This window comes from Paenibacillus sp. FSL R10-2788 (assembly GCF_038003885.1).
Lineage (GTDB): Bacteria > Bacillota > Bacilli > Paenibacillales > Paenibacillaceae > Paenibacillus_AQ > Paenibacillus_AQ odorifer.
Map to the genome: position 1 here is coordinate 6,538,329 of NZ_JBBOQA010000001.1, position 26,703 is coordinate 6,565,031.

Here is a 26,703-nt window from a genome sequence, read left to right on the forward strand (position 1 = left end):
ATATCTCCCACGAAGGAAAATCAGACGATAGCCGTTCTCTTCGCAGCAGTTCATTAATGTGCTTCTTCTTCGTGAATCGTCATCTGTGCGATATAAACCATCGTCAGAATCGTAAAGATAAACGCTTGTAGTGCCCCGACGAAAATACTGAAGCCCTGCCATACAGCCAGGAACGGAATACTGAGAATCCCCAGCTTCAAAATGACTGTAATCAGTACTTCTCCGGCGAAAATGTTAGCGAATAGACGAATAGCCAACGCTACAGGTTTTGCCAGGTTTTCGATAATGTTCAGTGGCAAAAAGATTGGAAACGGCTCGATGTAGTGTTTGAAATAATGTTTGCCGTTGAGCTTAATGCCCAGAAAGTTCATCAGTACAAATACTATGATTGCCAATCCTGCAGTGACATTAATGTCAGCAGTTGGCGACTTGTACCATAAAATTTCTGCATGCTCACCATTCGCCAAGTTCTTAGTTGCTTCAATCACGTGGCCAAACACTGTTACAGGTCCATGCGCCTCAGTTACAACGGAGAAAGGCAATCCAAGTAGATTGGAAACAAAGATAAACAGAATCAATGTCAACCCTAAAGATATGTAAGGTTTTCCTTTCTTCAGATCCATGGCACTGCTTATGACACCCTCTACAAATTCCACAACCCATTCCATGAAGTTCTGAAGCTTGGATGGATTTTCAACGGAAAGCTTACGAACCGAAAGCATAACCAGAACAAATACCACTGTACAACTGATCAGAAGCATCAACACGGCGGATAAATCTATCGGTATTCCCCCGACAAATATTTTCGGCATGTCATGCATAGTATCATCCCCCTTTCTCTTTAATCTGGTTAAAGCTTATTCTTCACACTCAGATATATCCCCGCAGGAATGGCGAGAAGCTGAGGAATGAATACGCCCGAAACAGTTGCTACCAGGGAGAAATGCTCAATCTTGACCGAGAACATGGTGACCAAAATTGCGAAGCTAATCCGTGTAACAAAACCGAGGCTGAAGGCATTCCCTTCGTTGCTCGCAATCGACTGCGTAACCCGTCGAACCTTGACGGCCAGATAACGAAAGTTTACCAATCCCGCCACCAGACCCAGAGTCATGCCCAGTGTAATTGCCCGGGTCTCATGATGAAGCACCCAGCCCATTAAGAGTCCTGCCATAAGGACGAGCGTAACTCTAGTGACGGTATTGATCATGGGAGTCATATTATCCATTCTGCTCCCCCAAAAATTTTTTAATTAACAAGGCGACATTCACAATTCCCAGAATCATTCCAGTTATAGTGCCAATGGCGAGCCAATATTTTGGCCCCTCCATCAGGTCTTTCAGCCATCTTGCCGCAAAAAAACCAATAAGAATGTAAGCGGCAAGCAAAGTGCCTGCACTTCCAATGACAAGCGCGGTCTGTAACAAGCTGTCCTTGCTATTTTGTTCTTTCATGGGCTACAATCCCAACTAATTTTACTGAATTTCCTGAGTCTTTGTCAATTCATTGAACATTGCCTAAAAACCCTTGAAAACATGAAAATAATCACAGCAAAACGTTCCAAAACCATATAAACCGTACAGTTTCACTGTATGTTGATTTTAATCAGATCAGATATTAGTTTAATTGAAATTATTTATTTTTTGTGAACATTCTGTGAAACTCTTCAGGACGTTCCTTATTAACACCAAAATGGTGCAAAATCGCATTGACAATCCGTTGGGAAGCCTTGCCATCTCCATACGGGTTGGCGGCCCGACTCATCGACTGATAGAGCTCATTATCAGTCAAAAGAGCATGTGTCCGTTGATACACCTTCTCCTCGTCCGTGCCCACAAGTTCCAGCGTTCCAGCCTCTATCCCTTCGGGACGCTCCGTTGTATCACGAAGCACAAGAACAGGCACTCCATAAGAAGGAGCTTCCTCTTGCAGACCGCCGGAATCGGTCAATATCAAGTGGGTATGCGGATAAAAATTATGCAGGTCCACGACATCCAGCGGATCAATCAGCTTAATTCTTGGATGTCCTCCCAGTATCTCATGTGCAGGTTCCTTAACGGCAGGACTCGGATGCACAGGGTAAACAATGGCGACATCTTCGAATTCATCAGCGATTCTTTTAATAGCTCGGAAGATATTACGATGCGGTTCACCTTGAGATTCTCTGCGGTGAGCAGTCATCAAAATAAGTCTTTTTCCTGAAGCAAAATCCAAAACAGGATGCCGGTAATCCGGCTGTACGGTATATTGAAACACATCAGTTACGGTGTTGCCTGTGATATAAATACTTGATTCTTTTTTGTTCTCGTGTCTCAGATTACTAGCTGACCAATCGGTTGGAGCGAAATGCAGATCGGCTAATACACCTGTTAATTGGCGGTTCATTTCTTCAGGATAAGGAGACAATTTGTTCCATGTCCTAAGTCCTGCTTCTACGTGCCCAACCTGAATTTGCTGCAGGAAGGAAGCGTAACTAGCTAAAAACGTTGTTAAGGTGTCCCCATGCACCAGCACGAGGTCAGGCTTAACCTCCCTCAGTACAGGTTCCAAACCTTCAAGCACACGAATAGTAATCTCGTTCAAGGTCTGACGGTCCTTCATCACGTCCAAATCGTAATCAGGGGTGATATTAAACACTTCCAACACTTGATCGAGCAGTTCTCTATGCTGTGCTGTTACACATACTATTGATTCGATATGCTCAGGATGCTTCTTCAGTTCAAGAACCAGAGGAGCCATCTTGATCGCCTCGGGGCGCACTCCGAAAATAGTCATTACTTTGATTTTGGACATAACCCCTACCCTCTCATCAAATATTCTCGCATTACTATACTTAATACTTAATTACTTATTACTTGGTTCCATAAAGACGGTCACCAGCATCTCCAAGACCTGGCACGATGTATCCATGTTCATTCAAATGATCATCAAGCGCTGCTACATAAATATCAACATCCGGATGAGCTTCCTGAACTGCAGCAACACCTTCTGGCGCTGCAATCAAGTTCATCATTTTGATCTGTGTACAACCACGGTTCTTCAGTGAGGTAATCGCAGCAATTGCGGATCCGCCTGTAGCAAGCATTGGGTCAATCACTATCAACTCACGTTCCTGTACATCAGTTGGAAGCTTGATATAATACTCCACTGGTTGAAGAGTGTCTGGATCACGGAAAAGCCCTACATGTCCTACTTTAGCCGCAGGTAGAAGCTTCAGTACACCTTCAAGCATACCTAAACCCGCACGAAGAATAGGAATAAGCCCCAGCATTCTTCCCGAAATCACTTTGCTTTCCGTCTCAGTGACCGGTGTCTGTACCGTAATTGTCTCTAGTGGAATATCACGTGTAATCTCATAAGCCATCAATGTGGCAACTTCGTCAACATGTTCTCTGAAATCCTTCGTGTTTGTTCTAACGTCGCGAATAAATGTTAGTTTGTGTTGAATTAAAGGATGATCGCAAATCACCAATTTTCCCATTTACTGTCCCTCCGGTAATTGTAAGTCTTGTCTATAGCCATAGAAAGCGCTTTGCTTCTCAGTGGCTAAATCCTGTCTATTATAGCACTCCCGCCGCTGCATTTCACCTCAGAATGGTACTTGAACTCACATTGAACATATTCCTTTGTATTTCCTTGTTTTTAAAGGTAATGATTGGCTTAATTAGGAAACCAATCACTTATAAAACCTAGATTATGTTGTGCAACTTTGGCTTTTTCATACTATTCACATTATTTTCACTAATTTTATTGAAAGTTCCATGAACTTTCAAGATTAATTTCATTCAATTTCATCTATTAACTGCAGTAATATTTGTGAACAATATGCAACAAAAAAGCCTCCATCAAACCCGGAAGAGGGTATGAATGGAGGCAGAATCATTTCTTATTGGAAGCAAAAATTTAGTATTTCAACTCTGGATAAAGAGGGTATTGGTCAGTCAACTCAGCCACTTGACGGGCAGATTCTGCCAAGTTTGCCTCATCCTTCGGATTCTTTAGAACATTAGCAATGATACGTCCAATAGTGACCATTGCCTGCTCGTCCATACCACGGGATGTGACTGCAGGTGTACCAATCCGAATACCGCTTGTTACAAAAGGACTTGTAGGATCAAATGGAATTGCGTTTTTATTCACAGTAATCCCGATGGAATCTAGTACTTTTTCCGCATCTTTTCCGGTAATGTTCAGATTACGGGTATCCAGCAGCATCAAGTGGTTATCTGTACCTCCGGATACAATGTTAACCCCTTCGCTGATCAACGTTTCTGCAAGAACATTAGCGTTCTTCACTACATTTTGAGCATAAGTCTTAAAAGATGGCTGCAATGCTTCACCAAATGCGACTGCTTTTGAAGCAATTACATGCATCAAAGGTCCACCTTGGGAACCAGGGAATACCGCTTTATCAATAGCAACTGCCCACGGCTGTCTGCACATAATCATACCTCCGCGGGGACCGCGCAAAGTCTTATGTGTAGTAGTTGTAACGAAATGAGCATGAGGAACCGGGCTCGGATGAAGACCAGCAGCAACCAATCCTGCGATATGGGCCATATCTACCATAAATAGCGCACCCACATCATTGGCGATAGCGCCAAGTTTTTCGAAATCAATAATACGCGGATAGGCACTGGCACCAGCTACAATCATTTTTGGACGGTGCTTGAAGGCTGCTTTACGTACTTCATCATAATCAATTAGGAAAGTATCTTCTTGTACTCCATAAGCAACGAAGTTATAAAGCAATCCAGAAGCATTAACTGGGCTACCATGTGTCAAATGACCGCCGTGCGCCAAATTCATTCCAAGAACAGTGTCGCCAGGCTTAAGCGCAGCCAGATAAACAGCCATATTAGCTTGAGCACCGGAGTGTGGCTGTACATTAACATGATCCGCACCAAACAATTCTTTTGCACGATCACGAGCAAGGTTCTCAACGATATCTACATCTTCACAGCCACCATAATATCGTTTGCCTGGATAACCCTCTGCATATTTGTTCGTAAGCACGGAGCCCATAGCTTCCATTACGGCTTCGCTAACGATATTCTCTGAGGCAATAAGCTCAATGTTGGCACGCTGACGTTTCAGTTCCAGTTCCATCGCTTCCAGTACTGCCGGGTCACTCTTACGCAATTGTTCCATGTTCTTATTTCCTCCCTAGTGTGTGTAGATATGTTGTATTTAAGTAGAAACGATTTGCCCGCTATAAAGAGACTTAGGTCTTCGTTTCTGCAAAAAATATAAAACTAAAGTTCATTAATCACAAAACTGTGAACCTTTTTGTTCTGGAGCACGATATACCGCACGTTCACCGCCAATTAGTGGGGGTCTGGTCCATGCCGCATTCACTCTGGCTGCTCCAATGTATCGTAGAGTCGGACGGAAAGGAACGGCTACCCGCCGTAAATGCATTCCTATCAGTGTCTCGCCAATATCCAAACCAGCATGAGCTTCTATCGTTTCCGCCAAAACAGGATCTTTCATAGCGTGATAAGCAGCCGTAGCCATCGAACCTCCAGCACCTCGTATAGGTACAGCTGATACTTCCTTCAGACCAAGTGACTCTAGCAGAGAGCGTTCCATCACAAGTGCACGATTTAAATGCTCGCAGCACTGATACACGGGATGAAATCCTTTTTCCGCTGCTACTAAACGAGCACCTTCAAGCAGTTGTTCTGCAACTTCAAGTGCACCACCAGTTCCAATCCGGACACCAGCAACTTCACTTGTGCTCACTCCGATGACAACAATTTCGCCTGACCCAAGGTTACCAGCCTCCGCCAACTCCCTTAACACAGTGACGGTGGCATCAGTTAATGATAGCTCTACAACTTCGTCCATCACTCTACCTCCTCAAACTTCAAACAAGCTTATTTTAAACAAAAAAGAGCAGTCCGCAGGTAGCTGCGGATTTGCTCTTTTGCCCAGGCGACCGGCCGTTTATTCCGATGCTCCATCGTGGTTTGATCCACATTTGTCGCCAGTTACATCGGAACCGATTATTTGTAACTTCATCTTAAAGCAAAGTGAACTGAAAATCAACCATTTACAAATGGCGGAAGGTTTCCAGCTTATCCAGCAAACTGAATAGCGCAGTGCGAATCTCAGCAGCAGTTAGCTCATAGTCCTCACGCGTGCCACCAAATGGATCAGAAATATCGAAGCTCGGAATACGCTGGCGAATCTCAATCATCCGCTGCAGATCCGTTGCATTCGGTTCACCACCAAGGGCTAAGCTCAACTCCGCATCTGCGTAAAGGCTGTCCAATTCCTTGATATCTTCCGTCACCGCATCTTCATCATGCACGTATTCCTTCAATGTATAGGTTTTCGTTACAGCATCCGGAAAATACTGCAGCAAATGCTGCTTATGCCCACCCGTCAAGGTCAGCACAAGGTCGGCCCAAGCGACAGCTTGACCTGTCAATTGTGACGACTCCATTGAATCATGAATTCCTTCTTCCTGCAGTATAGCTGCAGCATGTCTTGATATAGAAGTACCGGAAATGGCGGATACACCTGCAGACCGCACTTCCAGGTCGATTCCACGTTCCTTCGCGAGCTTTCGTAAAAGCCCCTCAGCCATAGGACTTCGGCATGTATTTCCGGTGCAGACGAATAAAATATGCAGCATGTTTTGCACCCCCATGAAATTAAATATTCTAATGCCGTTATTGTATCAAAAGATGAATAGCAAGCCAAACCCCAGAAGTATTGCACCGCCTAGTGCTTCTCCATAATCCCCGAGACCACGACTGACATGCCGTCCAATTAGCAACCCTAGAATCGACATTAGTCCCCCGCAGGCACCGAAGGCTAAGATGGTCAAAAGCACTCCATTCACAAACATCCCCAGTGATACACCCACGGAGAAAGAGTCAATACTCACACTGAGCGAAAGAAGTATCATCCCCCACAAGGTTCGATGATCCATAGCTCGCGAGCTTCCCGTATCCGGACGAAAGGAGTTGTACACCATATGCCCGCCCAAAAGAACTAGAAGACCTCCAGCAGCATAAGTCGTTACTTGACCTAACAAGTGTCCGACATAACTTCCTGTCAACAAACCCAGGAGAGGCATCAGCATATGAAAAACAGCAATGAGCAGACTCATTTGCAGAACATGCAGCAGACGAATACCTTTCATCCCGATCCCTACACCGAGCGAAAAGGCATCCATCCCTAATGCAACCGCCATTATAGTAATGGTAACAATCTGCCCCCATTCGGTATATACATCTCCTAAGCCCATGCTTAACCCCCCAAGTCCGGAAATATCTTGTACAACAACGATATGCGGACAAGGGGGTAATCATGACTTCATATGGGAGTCATGTACGAAAAAGCAACGCCGTGGTTATCCGGCGTCGATGACGGATCCACCGGCGGCTTTCATAAGCCGGTTCATGATGGCAGCGCCGAGGCCCGTATACGGGCAAGCCTCGGCTAAGATGTAAGTCGCTCCCGCTTCATCGAACCGCCGCAAAGCGGCATATAGGGAGCGGGCCCCTTCCTCCGGCGAGGATAACGAGCCAAGGGAAAGGACACAGGCGGCAGGGTCGGCGGGATAAAGGGCCTTATGCTCCTCAAAGAGGAGCAGGCCCGTGATCTCGCCGTTTAGCTGCGCCGCCTGAAGTTGACTTGCGGCTTCGTCCGCCACGCGTTGCGGGGAAGAGCCGCGCACTACACCAAGCCAGCCGCGCGGTGCGTAGTGTGTGTACTTCATGCCCGGCGCGCGCGGCGCCGAGCTGTCGCCAGCAGCATCCGCACCATGCTGCTCAATAGATGCGGATGCCCTTTCGAAAGGCTCACGATTGTTAACATTCAGGCAATCCGCTGAAGATTGTGCTGTAGTTGCTTTAGCTGTGATTGGCTCAGCAGTACTTAAATCAACAACAGAGATTGTCGTCCCCGAATCAGCCATGACAGTAGTAGTAGAGGCAGCAGTTGCCTCAGCATTACCGGGCTCTGAGCTTACAGCTTCTGCTCCCACCACTGCAGCCAATTGCTCCGAAGTAATCCCGCCGGGGCGCAGCACAGCAACTTTTCCGTCAGGCTGTACCTGCACGACTGTTGACTCTAGTCCCACTCCAGCAGCACCACCATCAAGGACGCCATCAATGTATCCAGCCAAATCTTCCATCACATGCGAAGCTAATGTCGGGCTCGGGCGACCCGAACGATTAGCACTGGGCGCCGCAACCGGACAACCTGCGGCACTTATCAGCGCCAGAGCTACCGGATGATCCGGCATCCGCACACCAACCGTATCCAAACCCGCCGTCACACAAGGCGACAGTACACCTTCACGAACAGGAAGCACAACTGTCAGCGGACCAGGCCAATAAGCTGCCATCAGCGCGGCCGCCTTAGGATGCACCTCTGCAACAAGCTCGTCCAAAGCTGCCGTATCCGAAATATGTACAATTAACGGATTGTCAGAGGGCCGTCCTTTTGCTGCAAAAACAGCCTCAACTGCCGACGTATTTCGGGCATCCGCCCCTAGCCCGTAGACGGTTTCGGTTGTAAAAGCCACTGTTCCGCCTTCGCGAAGCATTGTTGCTGCCTCCGCTATCGCCAGCTTGTCAGCTTCATTCGGCTGAAATACCTCAGAGTTCGTTCCCTCAACAGAATTCAACTTCCAGTATACAGTCTCAGCTCTATTTCCACTCCGCCGCTGAACGGCGAATAAAGGATTATTGTGTTCATTCATTCTCATCACAGGCTTTCTAGAAGATATAATTTATCTTAGCAAAAAACGGCCCCAGTAGGGAGCCGTGATAGATCTGCTTATAAAATAGTAACATATCTGGGGTCTTACGACCATAATCCACTGATCCAGTTCCAAAGGTTTTGCAGCAGCTCCCAGACGAAGAACCGTACCTCTGGCTCAGCAGCAGTTTCTCCTGATGAAGCACTTCCTGCCGAGGAATCAGCCTGCACTGTTTTTGCAGCTGCCGATTTCACCTTAGCACTGTTATCCGCACCAGCAGCAGACACTGTTTTTGTACCTTTGTCAGCAGCAGGCGCTGCCGCATCTCCAGAGCCCGCATCGATAAAGCAAAGCGGAGGAAACAGTACACACCACCAATTTTGTCCCTTGCCTGCACCAAGCGTGACCCGTACAGCTTCATACTCCCCAGCAGGATAGACGGTACCACCGTATAATTTGGTTGGAAAAGGGACTACGCCCAGCTCCACTTTATAGGAATATTCAATGCCCCGTTTCTCGAGCTCTGATCCAACCAAAGCGTTAAGCTCCGGCAGATGATTTCTAATCAGAGCACGTGCCTGCTCCAAGCTCTGCGGATCCTCAAGAGCAGATACCCACTGGTTCATTTGCTCCACAATTTTATCGCGAATTTGCCGTTTCACCAGCTGATCTTGCGCTCCGTCAGAATTAGCTAGAATACGTAACCGGATAGATTCTTGGGGAATAGATACTTCAGCTACTGCAGCATCGGTTTTTTGACATTCCCAAGCCATCATGAGGACCATAAAAAAACAAATTAAAATGGCAGTATACTTAAAAGTTACACGTAAGGAATCTCTTTTATCCATATGATTATCGTTCATTTGTTGCAGCCCCTCTCCTCTTAACTCTCATGCTAGTAGTATGCCCGGAGATAAGAGACTGCAAACCTATGAATCTATGATTTTAAGAAACGAGCAGTTTCAGTGAGATCTTAACAGTCCTATAAAAGAAAATAAAGGGAATATTTTACTTTTTTTAAATAATTATGATATAGTGGGCATATTCGGTATATTGCTCATGTTTTTCTTTAATATCCAATTTATATAAATTTAAGGAGGTTCATTATGAAACTAGTAAAAACTGTATCTACTCTGACTTTGGCACTCATTGCTTCAACTTCCATTTATACTACAAGCTCATTTGCCGCAGAAACCTCTTCTAATCAAGTTGAACAAAGTGCTACGACCTCAGTCACCTCATCAGATACTACTTTTGTAAAAACAGTTACTGCTGATGAGATTGAATCGATTAAAGAAGAAGCAGCTCTAACTCAAAATATAAACCAGCCAAATTTTAATGAAAATAACAATAACTCATTAGGCATATTCTCCTATACGGAAGGTTTCACTTTTACAATGGATGGATGGGCTTCAGGCACACAAAAGAGAACGAATGGTGAAATAACTTTCACCTCAAATTCTGATGTCTATGCAACGATACATCAAAGAACTTCCTTTCCTACCGAAGCAGTTCCGATCATCTCTTATGAATTGATTAGCAAAAGTAGCGGTAAATCGGCAGGGGTTAGAAACGTGTCTTGGCCTTATGCAGAAAGCAGCCCGTATACTATCGGTTGGAGTAATGTTCTTCCAGGAACTTACTATTTACTAATCACTAATCTGGGACCCAATCAAATATTCGGCGGAGGATTCCTAAACGCTTACTGATAAGCGAAATTGAATACAATAAAATCGAGGCAGATTCCATGGGTGCTTCCATATTTTAATCCGACGGAAAGTAAGGCATAGAATTCCTGTAGCATTATTCATTAAAGCGAGATATATCCTATTGTAATATACCGAATTTAATAACTAACTAACAAAAGCGCATGCTGATAATCAGCATGCGCTTTTGTTAAGTTTCAAAAAATATTATCTCATTACTGATCTTTTTAGTATCAGGCTTCTTTCGGGTTCTCACCCTTGACTATTCTAAACACCTTTAACCGATACATGATTTATGACCGGGTCTGGAAGATCTTCTTCCTCTTGCTGACCATGCAGACGTACACTCATTACCAAACCAATGCTGGCCATGTTGATAAGCAGGGATGTACCTCCAAAGCTGATGAAAGGTAACGTGATACCTGTCAAAGGCATCAGACCAATAAACGCGCCAATATTCTCAAAAATCTGATATAGCATCATGGCGACAATTCCGACAATCAAGAACGGCCCGGCTCTATCCTTACACTCCAGCGCAATCAGAATCATTCGGTGAATGAGGATAAAGTACAGCAGCAGCAGCAGCGCCGCCCCCACAAAACCGAATTCCTCGGCAATTTGCACGAAAATGGAGTCCGAGTAGGTATATGGCACACGATTCGTTTGAACGGAATCTCCCTTCATATAGCCATCACCACTCATTCCTCCAGAAGCAATAGCAATTCTAGCATTGGTGGTATGATACTTAGCCTTTTCTGTTGCCTTTTCGGGAACAAGCCAAGGATCAAAACGTTCAATCCAGTGAGATCGCCCAATATCCGTAAGAAAGGTTTTAATTTCATCGTGATAATGGATATAACTCATAATTCCCGCAATCGCAGAACTAGCCACGATGACCAGCCCGATTAATGCATGCGTGTATTTAATATTGCCAATCCACAACAGACCCGCAAGAATCACAACGTAAGACAAGGCATTCCCAAGGTCATTTTGGGTAAGAACAATAAGAAATGGAAACAAGGTCAGAAGGCCGAGTGGCACAACATCCCGCCAGAACAGAAGCTTACTCTTATTCTTGCGGACAAGCATGGCCGCCAGAAAAAGAATTAATATCAACTTGAACAGCTCAGCAGGCTGCAGACTCAGTCCTCCAGGCAGGGTCAACCAGCCTTGTGCATTATTTTTAGTCTCGCCCAAAAAGCTGACGAGCACCAGCATCCCTATCCCAAACAAATAAATATATATCGCATATTTCACTAATATTCTGTAATCCAAAAAGGTCATTCCAATAAAAGCTACAAAACCAATAGCATAATACATCATCATACGAATATGATGTCCGTCCAGCTTCTCTCTTCCATGAGTAACACTATATATGGCGAAGATGCTGACCACCATGAGTAATAACAGAACGACTACAATAGCACCATCAATCTTTTTAATCTTCTGAAGCACGCTCTGCCTCCCTACTCTATATCCGGTCTTTCTTTATGATCCCCTGAGAAATCCTGCTAAATACTATTATAAAGGAAGTCGGATTGAAAATACAATTTCTCTACCCTGGACAAAGGAACCCTCTGCAAAGTAGGCAATATTATTTCGTTATGCCTAGCACATGACGCGGGATTCCAGCCAGATCATTAATGGTGATAATCTCCGTCCAATGGCCCGCTGCCGCAAGGAGTGCAGCGACTTGCTCAGCTTGACCGAAGCCAAGCTCAAAGCCGATCAGGCGCGGCGGTGCCGGGAGCAGCGTCAGCTGCTCCATCATGCGGCGGTACGGGTCCAGCCCGTCCGCTCCGCCATCCAGCGCAGTGCGCGGCTCATGGTCGCGCACCTCACGCTGCAGCCCGGCGATATCCTCGCCGGGGATGTACGGCGGGTTGGAGACGAGAATATCCGTCTCCATCCCCGCGAACGGCTCGAGCAGATCGCCGAGCCGAAAGTCCACAGCTGTGCCATTGCGCAAAGCGTTGCGCTCGGCCACAGCCAGAGCCGCCGGCGAAATATCGCCGGCGCAGACCCGCCACGCCGGCGCTTCCGCCGCCAACGTGACGGAGATCGCTCCGCTGCCGGCGCCGATGTCGACGGCGGTCAGCGGTCTTGCGGCGCGCACGTCCCCCGCGCCGCCTCCGTTGCGGGCCGTATCTCCGCCCGCGCTATCCAGCGCCGCTTCGCCCGGCGTTACAACGCCGTTCGGCCAAAGCTCCGCGCCGTAACGTAAAATCGCCTCGACAAGCAGCTCCGTCTCCGGCCGCGGAATAAGCACGTCAGACATCACCTCAAAAGGACGCCCGTAGAATTCTTGCTCGCCGATGATATACTGCACCGGCTCACCAGCGCCCCGTCGGGTAACTCCCGCCTCAAATGCTTCTTTAACCGCTGCTGGAAAAGAATCTGCCAACGCCATGTAATAAGCTGCGCCAGACACTCCAAGCACATGCTCCAGCAGCAATTGTGCACTGCGCTGCGGTTCATTGCAGCCGCTCCGGCTCAAAAAAGAAGAAGCCTCCGCAAAGGCTTCCCGGATGCTTTTGACTTCCGACATGACATATACGCCATCGTTCAAAGCATTATTCTCCATTATCCATATTATCCATCAAGTCAGCTTGTTCAGCGATTGAAAGGGCTGAGATAATTTCAGTGATTTCTCCGTTCATAACCTGCTCCAAACGGTGCAGTGTCAGGCCAATACGATGGTCTGTAACCCGGCTCTGCGGGAAGTTATACGTCCGAATGCGCTCACTACGGTCACCCGTACCTACTTTACTCTTCCGTTCACCAGCATACTTCGCTTCTTCTTCCTGCCGTTTCATATCAGAGATACGGGCACGAAGCACTTGCAGCGCTTTTTCTTTATTGGAGTTCTGTGACTTACCGTCCTGACAGGTAGCAACGATGCCTGTAGGTACATGGGTTACACGTACTGCAGACTTGGTCGTATTTACAGACTGTCCGCCTGCACCACTTGAACAGAAGGTATCCACGCGAATATCTTTATCATGGATCTCGATCTCAAAAGCCTCAGCTTCCGGCATCACGGACACCGTAGAAGTAGAGGTATGAATACGACCTCCGGATTCGGTCGCTGGGATACGTTGTACGCGATGCGCACCACTTTCGTATTTCAGCTTACTGTATGCACCACGGCCGTTAATAAGGAAGATTACCTCTTTGAATCCACCAAGATCACTCGCGTTAACATCCATTAACTCAACGCGCCATCCTTGTGCATCAGCATAACGAGTGTACATCCGGTAAAGGTCTGAAGCGAACAATGCTGCTTCATCTCCACCCGCTGCACCACGAATTTCAACGATTACGTTCTTATCATCATTCGGGTCTTTAGGCAGCAGCAACACGCGGATTCTCTCTTCCAGCTCCACTTGACGTTTGGAAAGGTCATCAATTTCCATCTTGACCATTTCTTTCATCTCATCATCAAGCTTTTCGCCTTGCATCTGCTTAGCAGCTTCAAGCTCTTCCATTACGCTCTTATATTCAGTATACGCCTCAAATGCAGGCTGTAGGTCTGATTGTTCTTTGGAATAGTCCCTCAGTTTCTTACTGTCGTTTGCAACATCCGGATCACAAAGCAGTTCACTGAGCTTCTCATAGCGGTCCGCCAGGGATTGCAATCGGTCCAACAAGGGAATTCACCTCTCCTGATTCAATTTCAAATTCGCAAATATAACATCAAATTTGTACTGTCATAAAAATAGATATACGACTTTATATTATACCAAAGATATTGTGAAATGGCTACAGTTCCGTACGCACAATACCTTAATAAAAAGCTTATATTTTTAAAAAGGATCATCCCAGCAATAGAAACTCCCACTGCTCGAGATGACCCCTATATCATTCGTACACTTAAACCTTCTTAAACGTTAAAACGGAAATGCATTACGTCGCCGTCTTGCACCAAATATTCTTTACCTTCAAGACGCAGTTGACCACGTTCCTTCGCACCGTTCATGGAACCAGCTGCCACAAGATCCGCGTAAGCCACTACTTCAGCACGGATAAATCCCCGTTCGAAATCTGTATGAATCACACCGGCAGCTCCAGGTGCTTTGGTGCCGCGACGAATCGTCCACGCCCGAACTTCCTGAACGCCTGCTGTGAAATACGTATACAAGCCAAGCAGTTTATAAGCCGCTTTAATCAACCGGTTAAGCCCGGATTCTTCCAGTCCCAGCTCTTCCAGGAACATAGCTTTATCTTCACCTTCAAGCTCAGCAATTTCTGCTTCCACCTTAGCACTGATCGGAACAACTTCTGCACCTTCAGTAGCTGCAAAATCGCGAACTTGCTGTACATAAGGATTGTCCTCAGCACTTGCCACTTCATCTTCACTTACATTCGCCGCATACAGCACTGGCTTCAATGTTAACAAATGAAGATCACGGATAATAAGCTTCTCGTCATCAGACAATTCTATACTACGTGCAGGTTTATCTTCGTAGAGCACTTCTTTGACGCGTTCTAGCAGCTCAACTTCATGAGCGTATTTCTTGTCGCCGCCTTTGATATTCTTACGGGAACGCTCAATCCGCTTCTCAATGCTCTCAATATCAGCAAGAATCAACTCCAGATTAATGGTCTGGATGTCGCTGATCGGATTCACCTTTCCATCAACGTGGGTAACGTTCTCATCTTCAAAACAACGAACCACATGCACGATAGCATCTACTTCACGGATATGGGCCAGGAACTTGTTGCCTAGTCCTTCTCCTTTACTGGCACCACGCACGAGACCAGCAATATCAACAAATTCAAAAGCAGTAGGTACGGTCTTGTTCGGCTGTACCAGCTCAGTCAGTTTATCAAGACGTTCGTCTGGAACTTCAACAACACCAACGTTAGGGTCAATGGTACAAAAAGGGTAGTTAGCGGATTCTGCTCCCGCTTGCGTTATCGCATTAAACAATGTGGATTTTCCTACGTTAGGAAGACCGACGATTCCAGCTTTCAAAGCCATTTATATGACAACTCCTATTTTCAGCTAAATTGATCATCCGAATAAGCTATACGATCTAAACCATTATATATTAGAACATATTCGCCAGCAACACCGGATGTCAGGCAGATGTGTCCGAACGCGCAAGCTCTAATACCTTTTTTATCGCCGGCTGGTCCAGTAATGGCTTAGATTTATCCGGATCAACCTCCACATCAGGCACAGTCTTTACCTCTTCATTACAACTTCCATCAGAATTCAGACCCATTTCAAAGGAAAACCTGAAGAGATAACCGCTATTAGGCAATGCAACAACAAGCGGATCTATCCCTAGTCCATCCCCACCTGTCCTGCCGCCTACAACCGTTGCAAACCCGGTGCCTTTTACAAAGGCTGCAAGACCTTCCGATGATGAATACACAGAGCTATCTACCAGCAAATAGATTTTCCCTTTAAATCCAACAGATTTATTAGGGGTTACTACATCATTTGTTTTTCTATATGTCTTAAACATCTTTAAAGCTTCGGTTGGCAGCTTGGGCAGTTGCTCATCTTTGATGCCAGCAATAGGTTGTTGCCCCTTTGTAATCTGACGTGCTTGCATAAAGGTCTCCGCATATTTGCCTCTTGTATAAAGTAAGTATGTATTGTATTCGATAGGTTTATTGATCAACATAGGGACAAGATGAATTCTCCAATAATTACTGTTTCCTCCCCCATTTCCGCGGATATCTAATATTAATGTCTTATAGTCCTTTACCTCTATTAAAAAATCATGGATCTCGGAGCTGTCCATCTCCATGAGACTCCCGTCAAAGCTTTGCATGCCGAGATAAGCGATTCGATCGGGCTCTATAATGACTTTTTTTACATTCCCAGAAGTCTTTTTTGTTACATCTCCTACTCCATCTCCACCATTATGCATATCGTTATTGATATCATTAGAGCTTTGCTGCTCCGCTAAAGGTTTCTGGTTGTAACGGGCCAATACGTTAGGCTGCTGAAACACGTTGACCCAAGGCTCAAAACCAAAACCTAACTGAGCATACGTATGTAGATACCAGGGGTATTCTTCCTTGGATATAAAATTTGTATGCCCATTGTTTAATCTGCTAAGGACAAATCTCATACGTTTCAAAAACTCATCATCCGATTTCACGGCTGCTATTTTATTGCGGTATTCCTCTTTTTTAGCAAGCCAATCCTCTCCATTGAGACGTTTATTCACCTCTAAGAAAGGATAGTTCTCCTCAATAATCTTCCACATATAATCAAAATCCTCTAGCCTTTGTTCTACCGTCAATGAAGGCAAAGCTATTTCTGATGGTTCTTCAACTACAGCTGAAGAGGCTAGCGGTGCAACCGGACTTGCCTGAACTTGCTCAGACTCAGATTTCTTCTTTCCTGGTAAATCGCCACTGTTGCAGCTGACCAGTAATAGTAATACTACTGCAGAAACAACCACCCACGATACAGTCCTTGGCCTCACCTTAATCCCCCCTTTTCTCTCTTTATGACTTAATCCATTTTCAGGAATTTATTTTTTAATCATATTTTCCTAATCATCCTAAATCAAATATATTTATCACAATTATTTACATAATAATTCAGTAGAACAACAAAAAAGGACCTCTTTCGAGGTCCCCACACTTATGGACTATAGATCTTTAGACATCGTGATGTCAGTTACGATATATCCCATTTTTTTGTATAACTCAAATGCGCGATTGTTCTGGCCGAAGACGTGTAACCCGATTTTGGTAACATTCATCTCCCGGGCTTCTTCATCGAGTGCGATCATAGCCTGCTTGCCATAACCCTTACTCTGGAACGGTTCAAAAACATAAAAATCATAAATGAAAGCCTCGCGGCCGCCTCGGCCTTCACTTACGTTAAACCAGATATAACCGACCTGTTCATCACTGCTTATTTCTACTATAGAATATAGATAAGCACCATCTGTGTGCAGCCCTTTTGGCAAAGAGCGTGTTATGGCTTCCTCAGACAGCTTCATCGCGATCTCCGGATCCCAAGCACCGGCGCTGATCTTATCTTCCGCATAATCCCGGGTAGCTTGACCTAAGAAAAATTGAAAGGCCGACTCATCCATATGGACCAGTTTAATCATAATCTTACTCACTTCCTCGCTTCAATATTTACCATCCTATTTACGTATTAAACGGGAAGTACCACGTAAAGTTGCTAAATCTGGAGCGCCAATACCAAACATTGCTATTTTTAGCTCCAGCTCAACCTGTGCCAATGCAGCATCCAGCGCCTCTTCAGAATCGACAGCCGGCCCTAACAGATTGCGGCCAAAGCCTGCCAGATCAGCTCCAAGTGCCAGTGCTTTCGCTGCATCCACGCCATGTTTTAGTCCGCCGCTGCCAATCAAAGCGCCCTGCGGGGAAACTGTGCGCACCTCTGTGATACAATCAGCTGTTGGAGTACCCCAATCCGCGAAAGCCTCCGCCGCTGCCCGCCGTATAGGATCTACACTGCGGAACTTCTCCACCTGACTCCAGGATGTCCCGCCTGCACCCGCAACATCAATAAAAGCCGCACCTGCATTATAAAGACGTGCAGCTGCATCTCCATCAATGCCCCAGCCTACTTCTTTCACACCTACAGGGACTTCAAGTGCACGGCATACCTTCTCTATCTGGGATAGCAAAGAGGCAAAACCAGTGTTCCCTTCCGGTTGAAAGACCTCTTGCAGCCCATTCAGATGCAGTACAAGAAAATCAGCACCTGCGATATCCACAGCCCGGCGACATTCCTCAATCCCAAAACCATAGGACAGCTGTACAGCACCAATATTGGCGATAACCGGAATATCAGGTGCTTGATCCCGCACATAAAAGGTCGCCGTAAGCTCAGAGCGCTCCACTGCCGCCCGGACCGAGCCTACACCCAGCGCCCAACCACGACGCTGTGCAGCTGTGGCCAACCGGGCGTTAATCGCTCCTGTAGCTGCGCTGCCACCTGTCATCGAGCTGATGAGCAGCGGTGTACGCAGCTTGCGATCCAAAAACGTAGTCTGCAATGATATATCGTCAAAATTCAGCTCTGGAAGAGCATTATGCTGAAATCTGTAATGTTCAAACCCTGTAGTCACACCGACGCCACCTACTTCTTCATTTAGGCAAAGGCGTACATGTTCAATTTTGCGTTCGCCTGTCTTCGATGTAGGCAATAAAGATCTTTTGTCAGAAGCCTCTACAGCCGGCAGGTCCTTGCCATGATCTGCGCCAGACTGCCTAGTCGCATCATATGGCACGGCCTCTTCTGGCGTATGATTCATGCTGCGTTCCTCCTATTCCCAAACTCGATTTATTATAACATATCCCTACAGATGAATTTACAATATGAGGTTAGCGATTACAATTCTCCGGTTTAGTAATCATTAATTTCATAAACTTCGTACTAATCGTTCAAACTCATTATAGCTAGCTGAATGTTATTTATTAATGTTAAGGATATTTGGGCTGCTTCATTTCGCTCCACTAGGTGTTAATAGGTTGGTAATACACCGGAGCATCACAATCCTAAGGAAGTGCTCTGCAATAATTTCAGGAGGAACTTCCATGAATTCAGATCGTCAGCAACCCGTTCACCCCCATAAACCTAAAGATATAAACTACGCTCCCGGTTTAACTACGAAGAAACGTTCCACTTCACGCCGCCGTACACGGGTGTTATGGGCTTTCGTCATTCTACTCCTTTGGTTAACCGGCGTAATGATTTATCAGACGCACAAACCTCTACCCAGCGGTATTTCCTTTGAAAGCCCCATATACAAAACAAATCATGTATCCTTCTGGCACGACTTAACCTATTCGGACGGTACAGCCACGGGCACTCAAGAAAGTCAGATTCTTTCGAGGATTCTACAAATTATCGAGGAGTCCGATGAATTTTTGGTGATTGACCTCTTTCTTTTCAATGATTATACCCATAAAGATCAGTCATTTCCTCCAGTCAGTCGAATGTTGACGGACAAGCTTATTTTACAAAAAACTACTTATCCTGAGATGGAGATCGTCTTCATTACGGATGAGGTTAATACCAATTACAATTCTGCACCTAATCATCTCCTGGAAGAGATGAAGGCTGCAGGGATTAAAGTGATAATGACTGATGTAAATGCTCTACGCGATTCTACGCCTGCTTATTCTGCTGTCTGGCGTACCTTTATTCAATGGTTCGGACAGTCGGGCGAAGGCCGGATTCCGAATCTTATGGCCAGCGGCGGACCGGATATTACTGCTCGTTCTTATATGAAGCTACTCAATGTAAAAGCTAACCACCGTAAGGTGGTTGTTAGTGAGAATAGCGCTCTAATCTCCTCAGGAAATATCCATGATGCCAGCGCCTATCATTCCAATATCGCTCTGGAAGTACAAGGTCCAATTATTGCTGATATTCTCCAGACGGAACAGGCCGCGGTCAATCTTTCGGATGCAGGGCCATTGCTCACTTATGAGCCAGATTTCACCAAGGATAAGGACCAGCACTCTGAAGAATCTATGGGAGTCCGCTATTTAACGGAAGGAAAGGTATATAAATATGCAAGACAAGCCCTCCAATCTGCACAGGAGGGTGACACCATTTGGATGGGTATGTTCTACCTTGCCGATGAGGCAATTCTCGATGAATTGGTAGAAGCTACCGAACGAGGGGCTACGGTAAGATTGATACTGGACCCCAATCAGAACGCCTTCGGCCGTGATAAAATCGGCATTCCTAACCGTCCAGTTGCCATGAACCTGAACAAGCGCACGAACGGAAAAATCTCTATTCGCTGGTACAACACGACCAAAGAACAATATCACTCGAAGCTGCTTTTCATTGCCAGACAGACTGGAAGTTCCATCATTCTTGGCGGTTCCACCAATTTCACGACACGCAATCTTGATGACTACAACCTGGAGAATAATCTGTGGGTATCTGTAAAGCAAGATCAGCCTCTTTATGCCCAGATGGAAGCCTACTTCAATCGACTGTGGAATAACGAGGATCATGAGTATACCCTACCTCTTGAGGCTTATCAGGGCGAAGTGACCTGGTTCAAATATATCCTGTTCCGGTTGCAGACCACCTTGGGCTTAACTACTTTTTAAAGCAAAAACCACCGCAGATGAGGCACAACACCCTCTGCGGTGGTTTTTGGTTATAGTAACGGCGACATAAGTCGAGCAGCAGATTCCAGTATACGGATCACCATACGCTTATTCATAAATTCCTCATGCTCAATTAAGCTGGTAGATAATAAATCCCGCTCAAAATCAGCCACAATACGAGCAACACTCTCCGTCTGAATTAGTAATGCATTCACTTCAAAGTTAAGGTGGAAGCTGCGCATATCCATATTGGCCGTACCGATTGTTGCTATTTCACCATCGACGATAAGCAGCTTAGAGTGGATAAATCCCTTTTCATATTCATAAATCTTGACGCCAGCTTCCAGCAATGCCGGGAAATAAGAATGTGAAGCCAGAAAAGGAATCCATTTATCCGGCTTAGCCGGGAATAACAATCGCACATCTAAACCAGAAATAGCGGCTACACGCAGTGCAGTTAAGATGTCCTCATCAGGAATAAAATATGGACTGGCAATCCACACCGATTTCTCGGCAGAAGTGATCATGGAGAAGAAAATGTTTTTGAGCGCACGACGTTCGTTATCCGGTCCGCTAGCAATAATCTGTACGGCTCCATCACCTGTCATAAAGCGAAGTTGTGGAGTGAGGTAGTCTTGCTCCAGTATTTTTTCACCCGTAGTGTGCATCCAATCTTGCAGGAAAATAATTTGCATCGTCCGTACCGCTTCGCCTCTAACCAACATATGTGTGTCACGCCAAAATCCATAAGTCTTACTGCGGCTTAAATATTCATCGCCTACATTGAGACCACCCATGAATCCGACATCTCCGTCGATCACAACAATTTTACGGTGATTCCGGTAATTCACACGGCTAGAAAAAAAGGATGTTGAATTTCCGTAAGAAGCCACCTGAACTCCGGCGTCACTCATTTCCTTCAAAAAAGCTTTGGAAAGCTGAAAACTGCCAACGGCATCATACATAAATCTGACTGCAACACCGGCACGAGCTTTATCGATCAGAATTTGTTTAATGCGTGTTCCAATGTGGTCCGCCCGGAAGATGTAATACTCCATATGAATGTGATGCTTAGCTTGACGGAGCTCCAACAATAACGTACCAAACGTCTCTTCACCATTAGTGAGGATACGAGTTTCTGATGCAAAGGAAATAGGAGTACGTGCTAAAGTCTTGGATAACAGCAACAGTTTTTGGCGCGAGGGATCAAAGACTGACCAATCTTGGTGCGTACGTAAAGCGTCATTCTCAATTCTTTCGTAGGCCATAAGGTCTCTTTGTGCCTTTTTATCATATTTACGGCGTTTGAACACATTTTGCCCAAATAGAAAATAGAAGACCAGTCCCAGCACTGGGATCAACGCAAGCAATAAGATCCATGACATTGTTGTAGAAGGATTACGGTTCTCCATAAAAATAGCCAAGCTAATCGAAATAACTGTCAGAGTGGAGAAGATACTAATAATCGTTCCCGCAGTACTCCCAAAAATGCCGAAACCAAAATAATAAAATGCTATGAATGCCCCAATGATAATTATAGATTGAAGTCCTCTTCTCATACTCTACCTACCTTCTTATTCATACAAGCAACACGAAATTGACACATTTTATATATTACATGAAGAACCCTTTTCTTCCTAGCTAATTACTGTGCAAAAGTCTATTTACGACAAAACTGTAACCCTTCTGTTCCGATATTTGTATTGCCTGGTTGGATGGAATATAATAATTTTGACCAACTAGTCAATTATAGAACCCAGTAGTCAGAAAGGAGGTTAATCCTTTAATGAATGATAAAACTATTGACAAGCAGGAACAAATTATTAAGATCGCCATGCAGTTATTCGCTGTGAAAGGCTCCTCGTCCACATCCATGCAAGAGATCGCTGAATTATGTGGGATTTCGAAGGGCAGTTTGTATCTGGTATTTAAATCAAAAGAAGAACTGGAGCGCAGTATCTTCCTTTATTGTTATCGGATGATTCGTGATCCCTTGTTACGTGAAGAACAGGAAACCCGACGAACACCACGTGAGAAGCTTAGGAATCAGATAGAAATTCTGCTAAGTCACGTGTACGAATTGCGCGAGTTCTTGCAGCGTCAAATTCAGGAGGTTGCGGGCAAAGGATTTGATACTGAAGTCCCGGACTGGCTGCGGAGAAACAACGCTTCCTTCTTAAGATGGTTCCAGGTGAAGATGGAGTTGCTCTATGGAAAAGACGTCGTTCCCTATACCGGAGATTTATGTATGATCGGACATGGTCTCATCAAGTCTTATATTGCGGTTATTTTTCGTAAGGATACGCAGGTACCCATTGCCGATATGGCAGATCATCTAATGAATCTAATGGATATGATTGTGTCTGGCTTACTCACTAGTAAACAGGTTCCACTAATCAACTCTGCTACTTTAGCGAACTGGATGGCGGAGAATGAGGAGAATAAACGAAAGAATCCATTACAGCTCATTAAAGAAATGAAGACTGTGGTCAGTAAATTAAATAGTATAGAATCCGAAGAAGCAGCCGATCTGCTGGAATCGCTCAATATTCTGGAAGGTGAAGTGCTTATACCTCACCCACGAAAAGCAATCATTCAGGGGATGCTGTCCAACCTCCAATCCTGCTCTGAGCTCACAGCAGAATTAGAAGAGCTGAGGAAGCTAATTGCCTCAATTCCGCACAATTCATGTGTATTTCGTTAATTGACTCTAAGAAGAGTTCGGTAGAGAGAAAGTCATGGATAGTGAGTATTATGAATTTTTATAATGGCGCCTTATTTCGTAAAGAAAAGGGCCGAGAGGAGCAGAAACGAAACTTATGAAAAGCTTAATTAATTTCTCGCTCAGGAACAAATTTGCCATTTGGCTTCTGACGATAATTATTGTGTTTGCCGGTTTATATAGCGGACTGACGATGAAGCAAGAAACCTTGCCTAATATTAGTATACCCTATCTTAGCGTAACAACCATTTATCCGGGGGCCGCACCAGAAGGCGTCGTTAATGATGTCAGCAAACCGTTGGAGCAAAAGCTCCGCAATGTGGATGGTGTAAAGACGATCACCTCCACTTCTCTGGAGAATGCCTCCAGTATCCAAATTGAATTCGATTACGGAACAAATCTGGATAATGCTACAGCAGCAGTGCGCGAATCGCTAAATGAGGTCTCATTGCCAGACAATGTGCAGAAGCCTTCCATTTCCCGTTTTAGCCTTAGCTCAATGCCTGTCGTTTCGCTCAGTCTTTCCAATGGAGATACCCAGGACCTTGAGGAATTGACACGTATTGCTGAGAACGATATTCGCCCAGCCCTAGAGGATGTTGAGGGTGTGGCTTCTATTCAAATCTCTGGTCAATACGTCAAAGAAGTATCACTTAAATTCAATCAAGATAAGCTCAGCCAATATGGACTGACTGAAGATACCGTTAAAGGTATCATTCAAGGCTCTTCCCTCCGTGTTCCACTAGGACTATTCGAGATGGACAAGGCTCAAAAAGCAGTTGTCGTGGACGGCAACATCACTACCGTTGAAGATCTTAAAAATGTGACCATACCGGTAATGCCAACTGGCGCTAACGCTGCAGGTGCTGCAGGTGCTGCAGGTGCTGGAGCTACCGGCGCTGGTGCTGCTAACGGAGCTGCTGGTGCAGGTGCTGGAAATGCTGCTCCTGGCGGAGCTGCAAGTATGGGACTTCCAACCGTGAAGCTCGGAGAGTTGACCACGATTGAGGTTGTGGGGAATTCCGAATCCATCTCCCGTACAAATGGTAAAGAATCGATCGGTATTCAGATTGTCAAAGCCAATGATGCCAACACTGTTGATGTTGTAAATGGCGTTAAAGACAAAACTGAAGAATTAAAAGCACAATATAAAGGCATTGACCTTACTGTTCTGCTTGACCAAGGTAAGCCCATTGAGGACTCCGTAAATACGATGTTGTCCAAAGCTGTGTTTGGTGCCTTATTCGCAGTAATTATCATTTTGGTGTTCCTGCGGAATATTCGTTCGACGATTATTTCTATCATCTCTATTCCATTATCCCTGCTGATTGCAGTGCTGTGTCTGCGGCAGATGGACATTACGCTTAATATGATGACACTTGGAGCGATGACGGTCGCGATCGGGCGGGTAGTCGATGACTCGATTGTAGTTATAGAGAACATATATCGACGGCTCTCCTTATCTGGTGAGAAACTGAAGGGCAGAGAATTAATCAGTGCAGCCACGCGTGAAATGTTCGTGCCTATCATGTCATCTACAATTGTAACCATCGCGGTGTTCTTACCACTTGCTTTGGTTAGTGGTATGGTTGGTGAGCTGTTCTTGCCTTTCGCTCTAACCATGGTCTTCGCCCTGCTCGCTTCATTAGTAGTTGCGATTACCCTAGTTCCTGCAATGGCTCACTCGTTGTTCCGTAATGGATTGAAAGGTAAAAAAACTCACAGCGAGAAACCAGACAAACTTTCTGCTGGTTATCAAAAGATTCTGAACTGGTGTCTTTCTCATAAACTCGTTACGTTTGGAGTTGCCGTTCTTCTCCTTGCGGGCAGCTTATTCTTAATCAAGCCTATTGGTGTAAGCTTCATGCCATCCCAAGAGGATAAAACTGTAATGCTTACTTATTCACCAAAGGCTGGACAACGGATTGAGGAAGTTCAAGAACAAGGTCTGAAAGCTGAAAAATACATTTTAGCGCAGAAGCATATAGACAAGATGCAATATTCCATCGGCGGTGGAAGCCCGATGGGTATGGGTGGATCCAGCAATTCAGGACTATTTTTCATCGTTTATGATAGTGATACTCCTGATTTCGAAGCTGTTAAAGAGAAACTTATTGAAGGTTTGACCGCAGAAGTGCCAGATGGTGTATGGGGTGACATGTCCGCTCTGATGAGTGGAGGCATGGGTGGAAGCACTCTGACCGTGAATGTATTCGGAGATGAACTGGATCAGCTGAAGCCAGTCGCGGATGAGATTGCCTCAATCGTACAGGCTGACACCACTAATTTCAAAGACGCAGAAACAAGTCTCAAGGAAGCTTACGATCAATATACGATTGTAGCGGATCAACAGAAGCTTAGCTCCCTTGGACTTACAGCCGGACAAATTGCAATGAAGCTGAGTCCAGCAGGCACACGTCCAGTGCTCACAGAAGTAGAATTGGACGGCAAGAACTACAAAGTCTATATCGAAACAGATAAAGAAACGTATAAGAGCATTAAAGAAATGGAAGAGGCTACTTTGACTTCGCCACTAGGCATCTCCGTGCCAATCGGGCAAGTCGCTAAAATTGAAAATGGCTCCTCCCCTGACTCGATTACTCGTATGGACGGTAAAATGAAGGTCGATGTTACTGCCGAAATTATTTCGAGTGACGTGAATAGCGCTTCGAACAGCGTGAAAGAAAAAGTAGACGCTATGGAATTGCCTGATGGTGTAACTGTTACCTTCGGCGGTGTAACCGAGCAGATCAATGATACATTTGGTCAATTAGGAATTGCTATGGCAGCTGCTATTGCCATCGTATACTTCGTGCTTGTGGTTACATTTGGCGGTGGATTAGCACCATTCGCTATCCTGTTCTCACTTCCTTTCACAGTGATCGGGGTACTCGTTGCCCTTCTCATCGCTGGAGAAACCTTAAACGTGTCCTCGCTCATGGGTGCGCTGATGTTGATTGGTATCGTAGTAACGAATGCGATTGTCCTTATCGACCGCGTTATTCATAAGGAAAAAGAAGGCCTCACTACGCGTCAAGCCTTGCTTGAAGCAGGTGGCACACGTTTACGTCCAATCCTGATGACTGCCCTTGCAACGATTGGTGCATTGCTGCCATTGGTTACTGGACTTGAAAACAGTGCAGGAATTATCTCTAAGGGGCTCGGCGTGACCGTAATCGGTGGTTTGGTCAGTTCCACGCTGCTGACACTTGTAGTAGTGCCAGTCGTGTATGAATTCCTGATGAAATTCCGCAGCAAAAAGGTAATTGATTAGAACACCTGATGTGACCAAGTAAATTAGATTTAAACAAGAGGCTGTCTCCAAAGTAGTGAATTCTACTTATGAGGCAGCTTCTTTTTTTAGAAAATAGGCTGTACATTGGATTCTTACTTTAGCAAATAGACTGTGTGCTGTGCCAATGTTCAACGTCATTAGGTTGGGTGGTGAGTGGAGAGAGTTGAGCGGT

Annotated in this window: 23 protein-coding genes and 1 riboswitch; of the genes, 4 read left to right on the forward strand and 19 right to left on the reverse strand. The window is 45.4% G+C overall.

Annotated features, from left to right (window positions below):
* Positions 1-53: 53 nt before the first annotated feature.
* From atpB to spoIIR, 11 genes are all read right to left on the reverse strand, one after another.
* Positions 54-821 carry a F0F1 ATP synthase subunit A gene (atpB, locus tag NSQ50_RS29090; protein ID WP_036681575.1) on the reverse strand — a complete coding sequence of 256 codons (768 nt, stop codon included), beginning with the start codon at positions 819-821 and terminating at the stop codon, positions 54-56.
* Positions 822-850: 29 nt separating this feature from the next.
* Positions 851-1,228 carry an ATP synthase subunit I gene (locus NSQ50_RS29095; protein WP_036681578.1) on the reverse strand — a complete coding sequence of 126 codons (378 nt, stop codon included), beginning with the start codon at positions 1,226-1,228 and terminating at the stop codon, positions 851-853.
* A complete protein-coding gene (locus tag NSQ50_RS29100) occupies positions 1,221-1,454 on the reverse strand; it encodes an AtpZ/AtpI family protein (RefSeq protein WP_036681579.1) in 234 nt (77 codons plus the stop codon). The genes NSQ50_RS29095 and NSQ50_RS29100 overlap by 8 nt, the downstream gene beginning before the upstream one ends.
* A 178-nt stretch (positions 1,455-1,632) precedes the next feature.
* Positions 1,633-2,793, reverse strand: coding sequence for a non-hydrolyzing UDP-N-acetylglucosamine 2-epimerase (gene wecB, locus NSQ50_RS29105; RefSeq protein ID WP_036681581.1), 1,161 nt, complete (start codon positions 2,791-2,793; stop codon positions 1,633-1,635).
* Between the two features lie 58 nt (positions 2,794-2,851).
* Complete coding sequence (gene upp, locus NSQ50_RS29110) at positions 2,852-3,481, reverse strand: uracil phosphoribosyltransferase (protein WP_036681583.1); 630 nt, start codon at positions 3,479-3,481, stop codon at positions 2,852-2,854.
* A gap of 422 nt (positions 3,482-3,903) precedes the next feature.
* Complete coding sequence (gene glyA, locus NSQ50_RS29115) at positions 3,904-5,151, reverse strand: serine hydroxymethyltransferase (protein ID WP_036681584.1); 1,248 nt, start codon at positions 5,149-5,151, stop codon at positions 3,904-3,906.
* Between the two features lie 114 nt (positions 5,152-5,265).
* A complete protein-coding gene (locus NSQ50_RS29120; RefSeq protein WP_036681586.1) occupies positions 5,266-5,850 on the reverse strand; it encodes a TIGR01440 family protein in 585 nt (194 codons plus the stop codon).
* 74 nt (positions 5,851-5,924) lie between these two features.
* A riboswitch (ZMP/ZTP riboswitch) is annotated at positions 5,925-6,007 on the reverse strand.
* 48 nt (positions 6,008-6,055) lie between these two features.
* Complete coding sequence (locus NSQ50_RS29125) at positions 6,056-6,643, reverse strand: low molecular weight protein arginine phosphatase (protein WP_036681588.1); 588 nt, start codon at positions 6,641-6,643, stop codon at positions 6,056-6,058.
* Positions 6,644-6,688: 45 nt separating this feature from the next.
* On the reverse strand, positions 6,689-7,261 hold the full coding sequence (locus NSQ50_RS29130) for a manganese efflux pump MntP (RefSeq protein WP_038573646.1): 573 nt from the start codon (positions 7,259-7,261) through the stop codon (positions 6,689-6,691).
* Between the two features lie 105 nt (positions 7,262-7,366).
* The gene (locus NSQ50_RS29135) at positions 7,367-8,722 is read right to left on the reverse strand and encodes an L-threonylcarbamoyladenylate synthase (protein ID WP_036681627.1); all 1,356 of its coding nucleotides are present in this window, start codon (positions 8,720-8,722) and stop codon (positions 7,367-7,369) included.
* Positions 8,723-8,826: 104 nt separating this feature from the next.
* The gene (spoIIR, locus tag NSQ50_RS29140) at positions 8,827-9,570 is read right to left on the reverse strand and encodes a stage II sporulation protein R (protein WP_036681630.1); all 744 of its coding nucleotides are present in this window, start codon (positions 9,568-9,570) and stop codon (positions 8,827-8,829) included.
* A 258-nt stretch (positions 9,571-9,828) separates the two neighbouring features.
* On the opposite strand from spoIIR, the gene NSQ50_RS29145 reads away from it, so the two are divergent.
* Positions 9,829-10,431, forward strand: a complete 603-nt coding sequence (locus NSQ50_RS29145; protein ID WP_036681592.1) for a hypothetical protein — start codon at positions 9,829-9,831, stop codon at positions 10,429-10,431.
* A gap of 264 nt (positions 10,432-10,695) precedes the next feature.
* Here NSQ50_RS29145 and NSQ50_RS29150 read toward each other — a convergent pair whose 3' ends face one another.
* The 7 genes from NSQ50_RS29150 to fni all read right to left on the reverse strand — a co-directional run bounded on the left by NSQ50_RS29150 (position 10,696) and on the right by fni (position 18,695).
* A complete protein-coding gene (locus tag NSQ50_RS29150) occupies positions 10,696-11,883 on the reverse strand; it encodes an FtsW/RodA/SpoVE family cell cycle protein (RefSeq protein WP_036681594.1) in 1,188 nt (395 codons plus the stop codon).
* Positions 11,884-12,022: 139 nt separating this feature from the next.
* The gene (gene prmC / locus NSQ50_RS29155) at positions 12,023-13,012 is read right to left on the reverse strand and encodes a peptide chain release factor N(5)-glutamine methyltransferase (protein ID WP_076222345.1); all 990 of its coding nucleotides are present in this window, start codon (positions 13,010-13,012) and stop codon (positions 12,023-12,025) included.
* Positions 13,002-14,078: a peptide chain release factor 1 gene (gene prfA / locus NSQ50_RS29160; protein ID WP_036681601.1), complete on the reverse strand. Its 1,077-nt coding sequence runs from the start codon at positions 14,076-14,078 to the stop codon at positions 13,002-13,004. The genes prmC and prfA overlap by 11 nt, the downstream gene beginning before the upstream one ends.
* Positions 14,079-14,311: 233 nt before the next feature.
* A complete protein-coding gene (gene ychF, locus NSQ50_RS29165) occupies positions 14,312-15,412 on the reverse strand; it encodes a redox-regulated ATPase YchF (RefSeq protein WP_076222346.1) in 1,101 nt (366 codons plus the stop codon).
* A 100-nt stretch (positions 15,413-15,512) separates the two neighbouring features.
* Complete coding sequence (locus tag NSQ50_RS29170; protein WP_143760439.1) at positions 15,513-16,880, reverse strand: S41 family peptidase; 1,368 nt, start codon at positions 16,878-16,880, stop codon at positions 15,513-15,515.
* Between the two features lie 168 nt (positions 16,881-17,048).
* The gene (locus tag NSQ50_RS29175; protein WP_235219460.1) at positions 17,049-17,519 is read right to left on the reverse strand and encodes a GNAT family N-acetyltransferase; all 471 of its coding nucleotides are present in this window, start codon (positions 17,517-17,519) and stop codon (positions 17,049-17,051) included.
* Between the two features lie 36 nt (positions 17,520-17,555).
* Positions 17,556-18,695 carry a type 2 isopentenyl-diphosphate Delta-isomerase gene (gene fni, locus NSQ50_RS29180; protein ID WP_081386816.1) on the reverse strand — a complete coding sequence of 380 codons (1,140 nt, stop codon included), beginning with the start codon at positions 18,693-18,695 and terminating at the stop codon, positions 17,556-17,558.
* Positions 18,696-18,978: 283 nt separating this feature from the next.
* Here fni and NSQ50_RS29185 point away from each other — a divergent pair, with 283 nt between their 5' ends.
* Entirely contained in the window at positions 18,979-20,514 is a 1,536-nt protein-coding gene (locus NSQ50_RS29185; protein ID WP_076222347.1) for a phospholipase D family protein, read from the forward strand.
* Between the two features lie 50 nt (positions 20,515-20,564).
* Here NSQ50_RS29185 and cls read toward each other — a convergent pair whose 3' ends face one another.
* Positions 20,565-22,073: a cardiolipin synthase gene (gene cls / locus NSQ50_RS29190; protein WP_036681607.1), complete on the reverse strand. Its 1,509-nt coding sequence runs from the start codon at positions 22,071-22,073 to the stop codon at positions 20,565-20,567.
* A gap of 227 nt (positions 22,074-22,300) precedes the next feature.
* On the opposite strand from cls, the gene NSQ50_RS29195 reads away from it, so the two are divergent.
* Positions 22,301-23,218, forward strand: coding sequence for a TetR/AcrR family transcriptional regulator (locus tag NSQ50_RS29195; RefSeq protein ID WP_036681609.1), 918 nt, complete (start codon positions 22,301-22,303; stop codon positions 23,216-23,218).
* Between the two features lie 115 nt (positions 23,219-23,333).
* On the forward strand, positions 23,334-26,510 hold the full coding sequence (locus NSQ50_RS29200; RefSeq protein WP_076144614.1) for an efflux RND transporter permease subunit: 3,177 nt from the start codon (positions 23,334-23,336) through the stop codon (positions 26,508-26,510).
* The last annotated feature ends 193 nt before the right edge of the window (positions 26,511-26,703 follow it).

Coding starts and splice junctions, on each gene's coding strand:
- atpB (WP_036681575.1), bottom strand. CDS start 821: ATGCATGACATGCCGAAAATATTTGTCGGGGGAATACCGATAGATTTA.
- NSQ50_RS29095 (WP_036681578.1), bottom strand. CDS start 1,228: ATGGATAATATGACTCCCATGATCAATACCGTCACTAGAGTTACGCTC.
- NSQ50_RS29100 (WP_036681579.1), bottom strand. CDS start 1,454: ATGAAAGAACAAAATAGCAAGGACAGCTTGTTACAGACCGCGCTTGTC.
- wecB (WP_036681581.1), bottom strand. CDS start 2,793: ATGTCCAAAATCAAAGTAATGACTATTTTCGGAGTGCGCCCCGAGGCG.
- upp (WP_036681583.1), bottom strand. CDS start 3,481: ATGGGAAAATTGGTGATTTGCGATCATCCTTTAATTCAACACAAACTA.
- glyA (WP_036681584.1), bottom strand. CDS start 5,151: ATGGAACAATTGCGTAAGAGTGACCCGGCAGTACTGGAAGCGATGGAA.
- NSQ50_RS29120 (WP_036681586.1), bottom strand. CDS start 5,850: ATGGACGAAGTTGTAGAGCTATCATTAACTGATGCCACCGTCACTGTG.
- NSQ50_RS29125 (WP_036681588.1), bottom strand. CDS start 6,643: ATGCTGCATATTTTATTCGTCTGCACCGGAAATACATGCCGAAGTCCT.
- NSQ50_RS29130 (WP_038573646.1), bottom strand. CDS start 7,261: ATGGGCTTAGGAGATGTATATACCGAATGGGGGCAGATTGTTACCATT.
- NSQ50_RS29135 (WP_036681627.1), bottom strand. CDS start 8,722: ATGAATGAACACAATAATCCTTTATTCGCCGTTCAGCGGCGGAGTGGA.
- spoIIR (WP_036681630.1), bottom strand. CDS start 9,570: ATGGATAAAAGAGATTCCTTACGTGTAACTTTTAAGTATACTGCCATT.
- NSQ50_RS29145 (WP_036681592.1), top strand. CDS start 9,829: ATGAAACTAGTAAAAACTGTATCTACTCTGACTTTGGCACTCATTGCT.
- prmC (WP_076222345.1), bottom strand. CDS start 13,012: ATGGAGAATAATGCTTTGAACGATGGCGTATATGTCATGTCGGAAGTC.
- ychF (WP_076222346.1), bottom strand. CDS start 15,412: ATGGCTTTGAAAGCTGGAATCGTCGGTCTTCCTAACGTAGGAAAATCC.
- NSQ50_RS29175 (WP_235219460.1), bottom strand. CDS start 17,519: ATGATTAAACTGGTCCATATGGATGAGTCGGCCTTTCAATTTTTCTTA.
- fni (WP_081386816.1), bottom strand. CDS start 18,695: ATGAATCATACGCCAGAAGAGGCCGTGCCATATGATGCGACTAGGCAG.
- NSQ50_RS29185 (WP_076222347.1), top strand. CDS start 18,979: ATGAATTCAGATCGTCAGCAACCCGTTCACCCCCATAAACCTAAAGAT.
- cls (WP_036681607.1), bottom strand. CDS start 22,073: ATGAGAAGAGGACTTCAATCTATAATTATCATTGGGGCATTCATAGCA.
- NSQ50_RS29195 (WP_036681609.1), top strand. CDS start 22,301: ATGAATGATAAAACTATTGACAAGCAGGAACAAATTATTAAGATCGCC.
- NSQ50_RS29200 (WP_076144614.1), top strand. CDS start 23,334: ATGAAAAGCTTAATTAATTTCTCGCTCAGGAACAAATTTGCCATTTGG.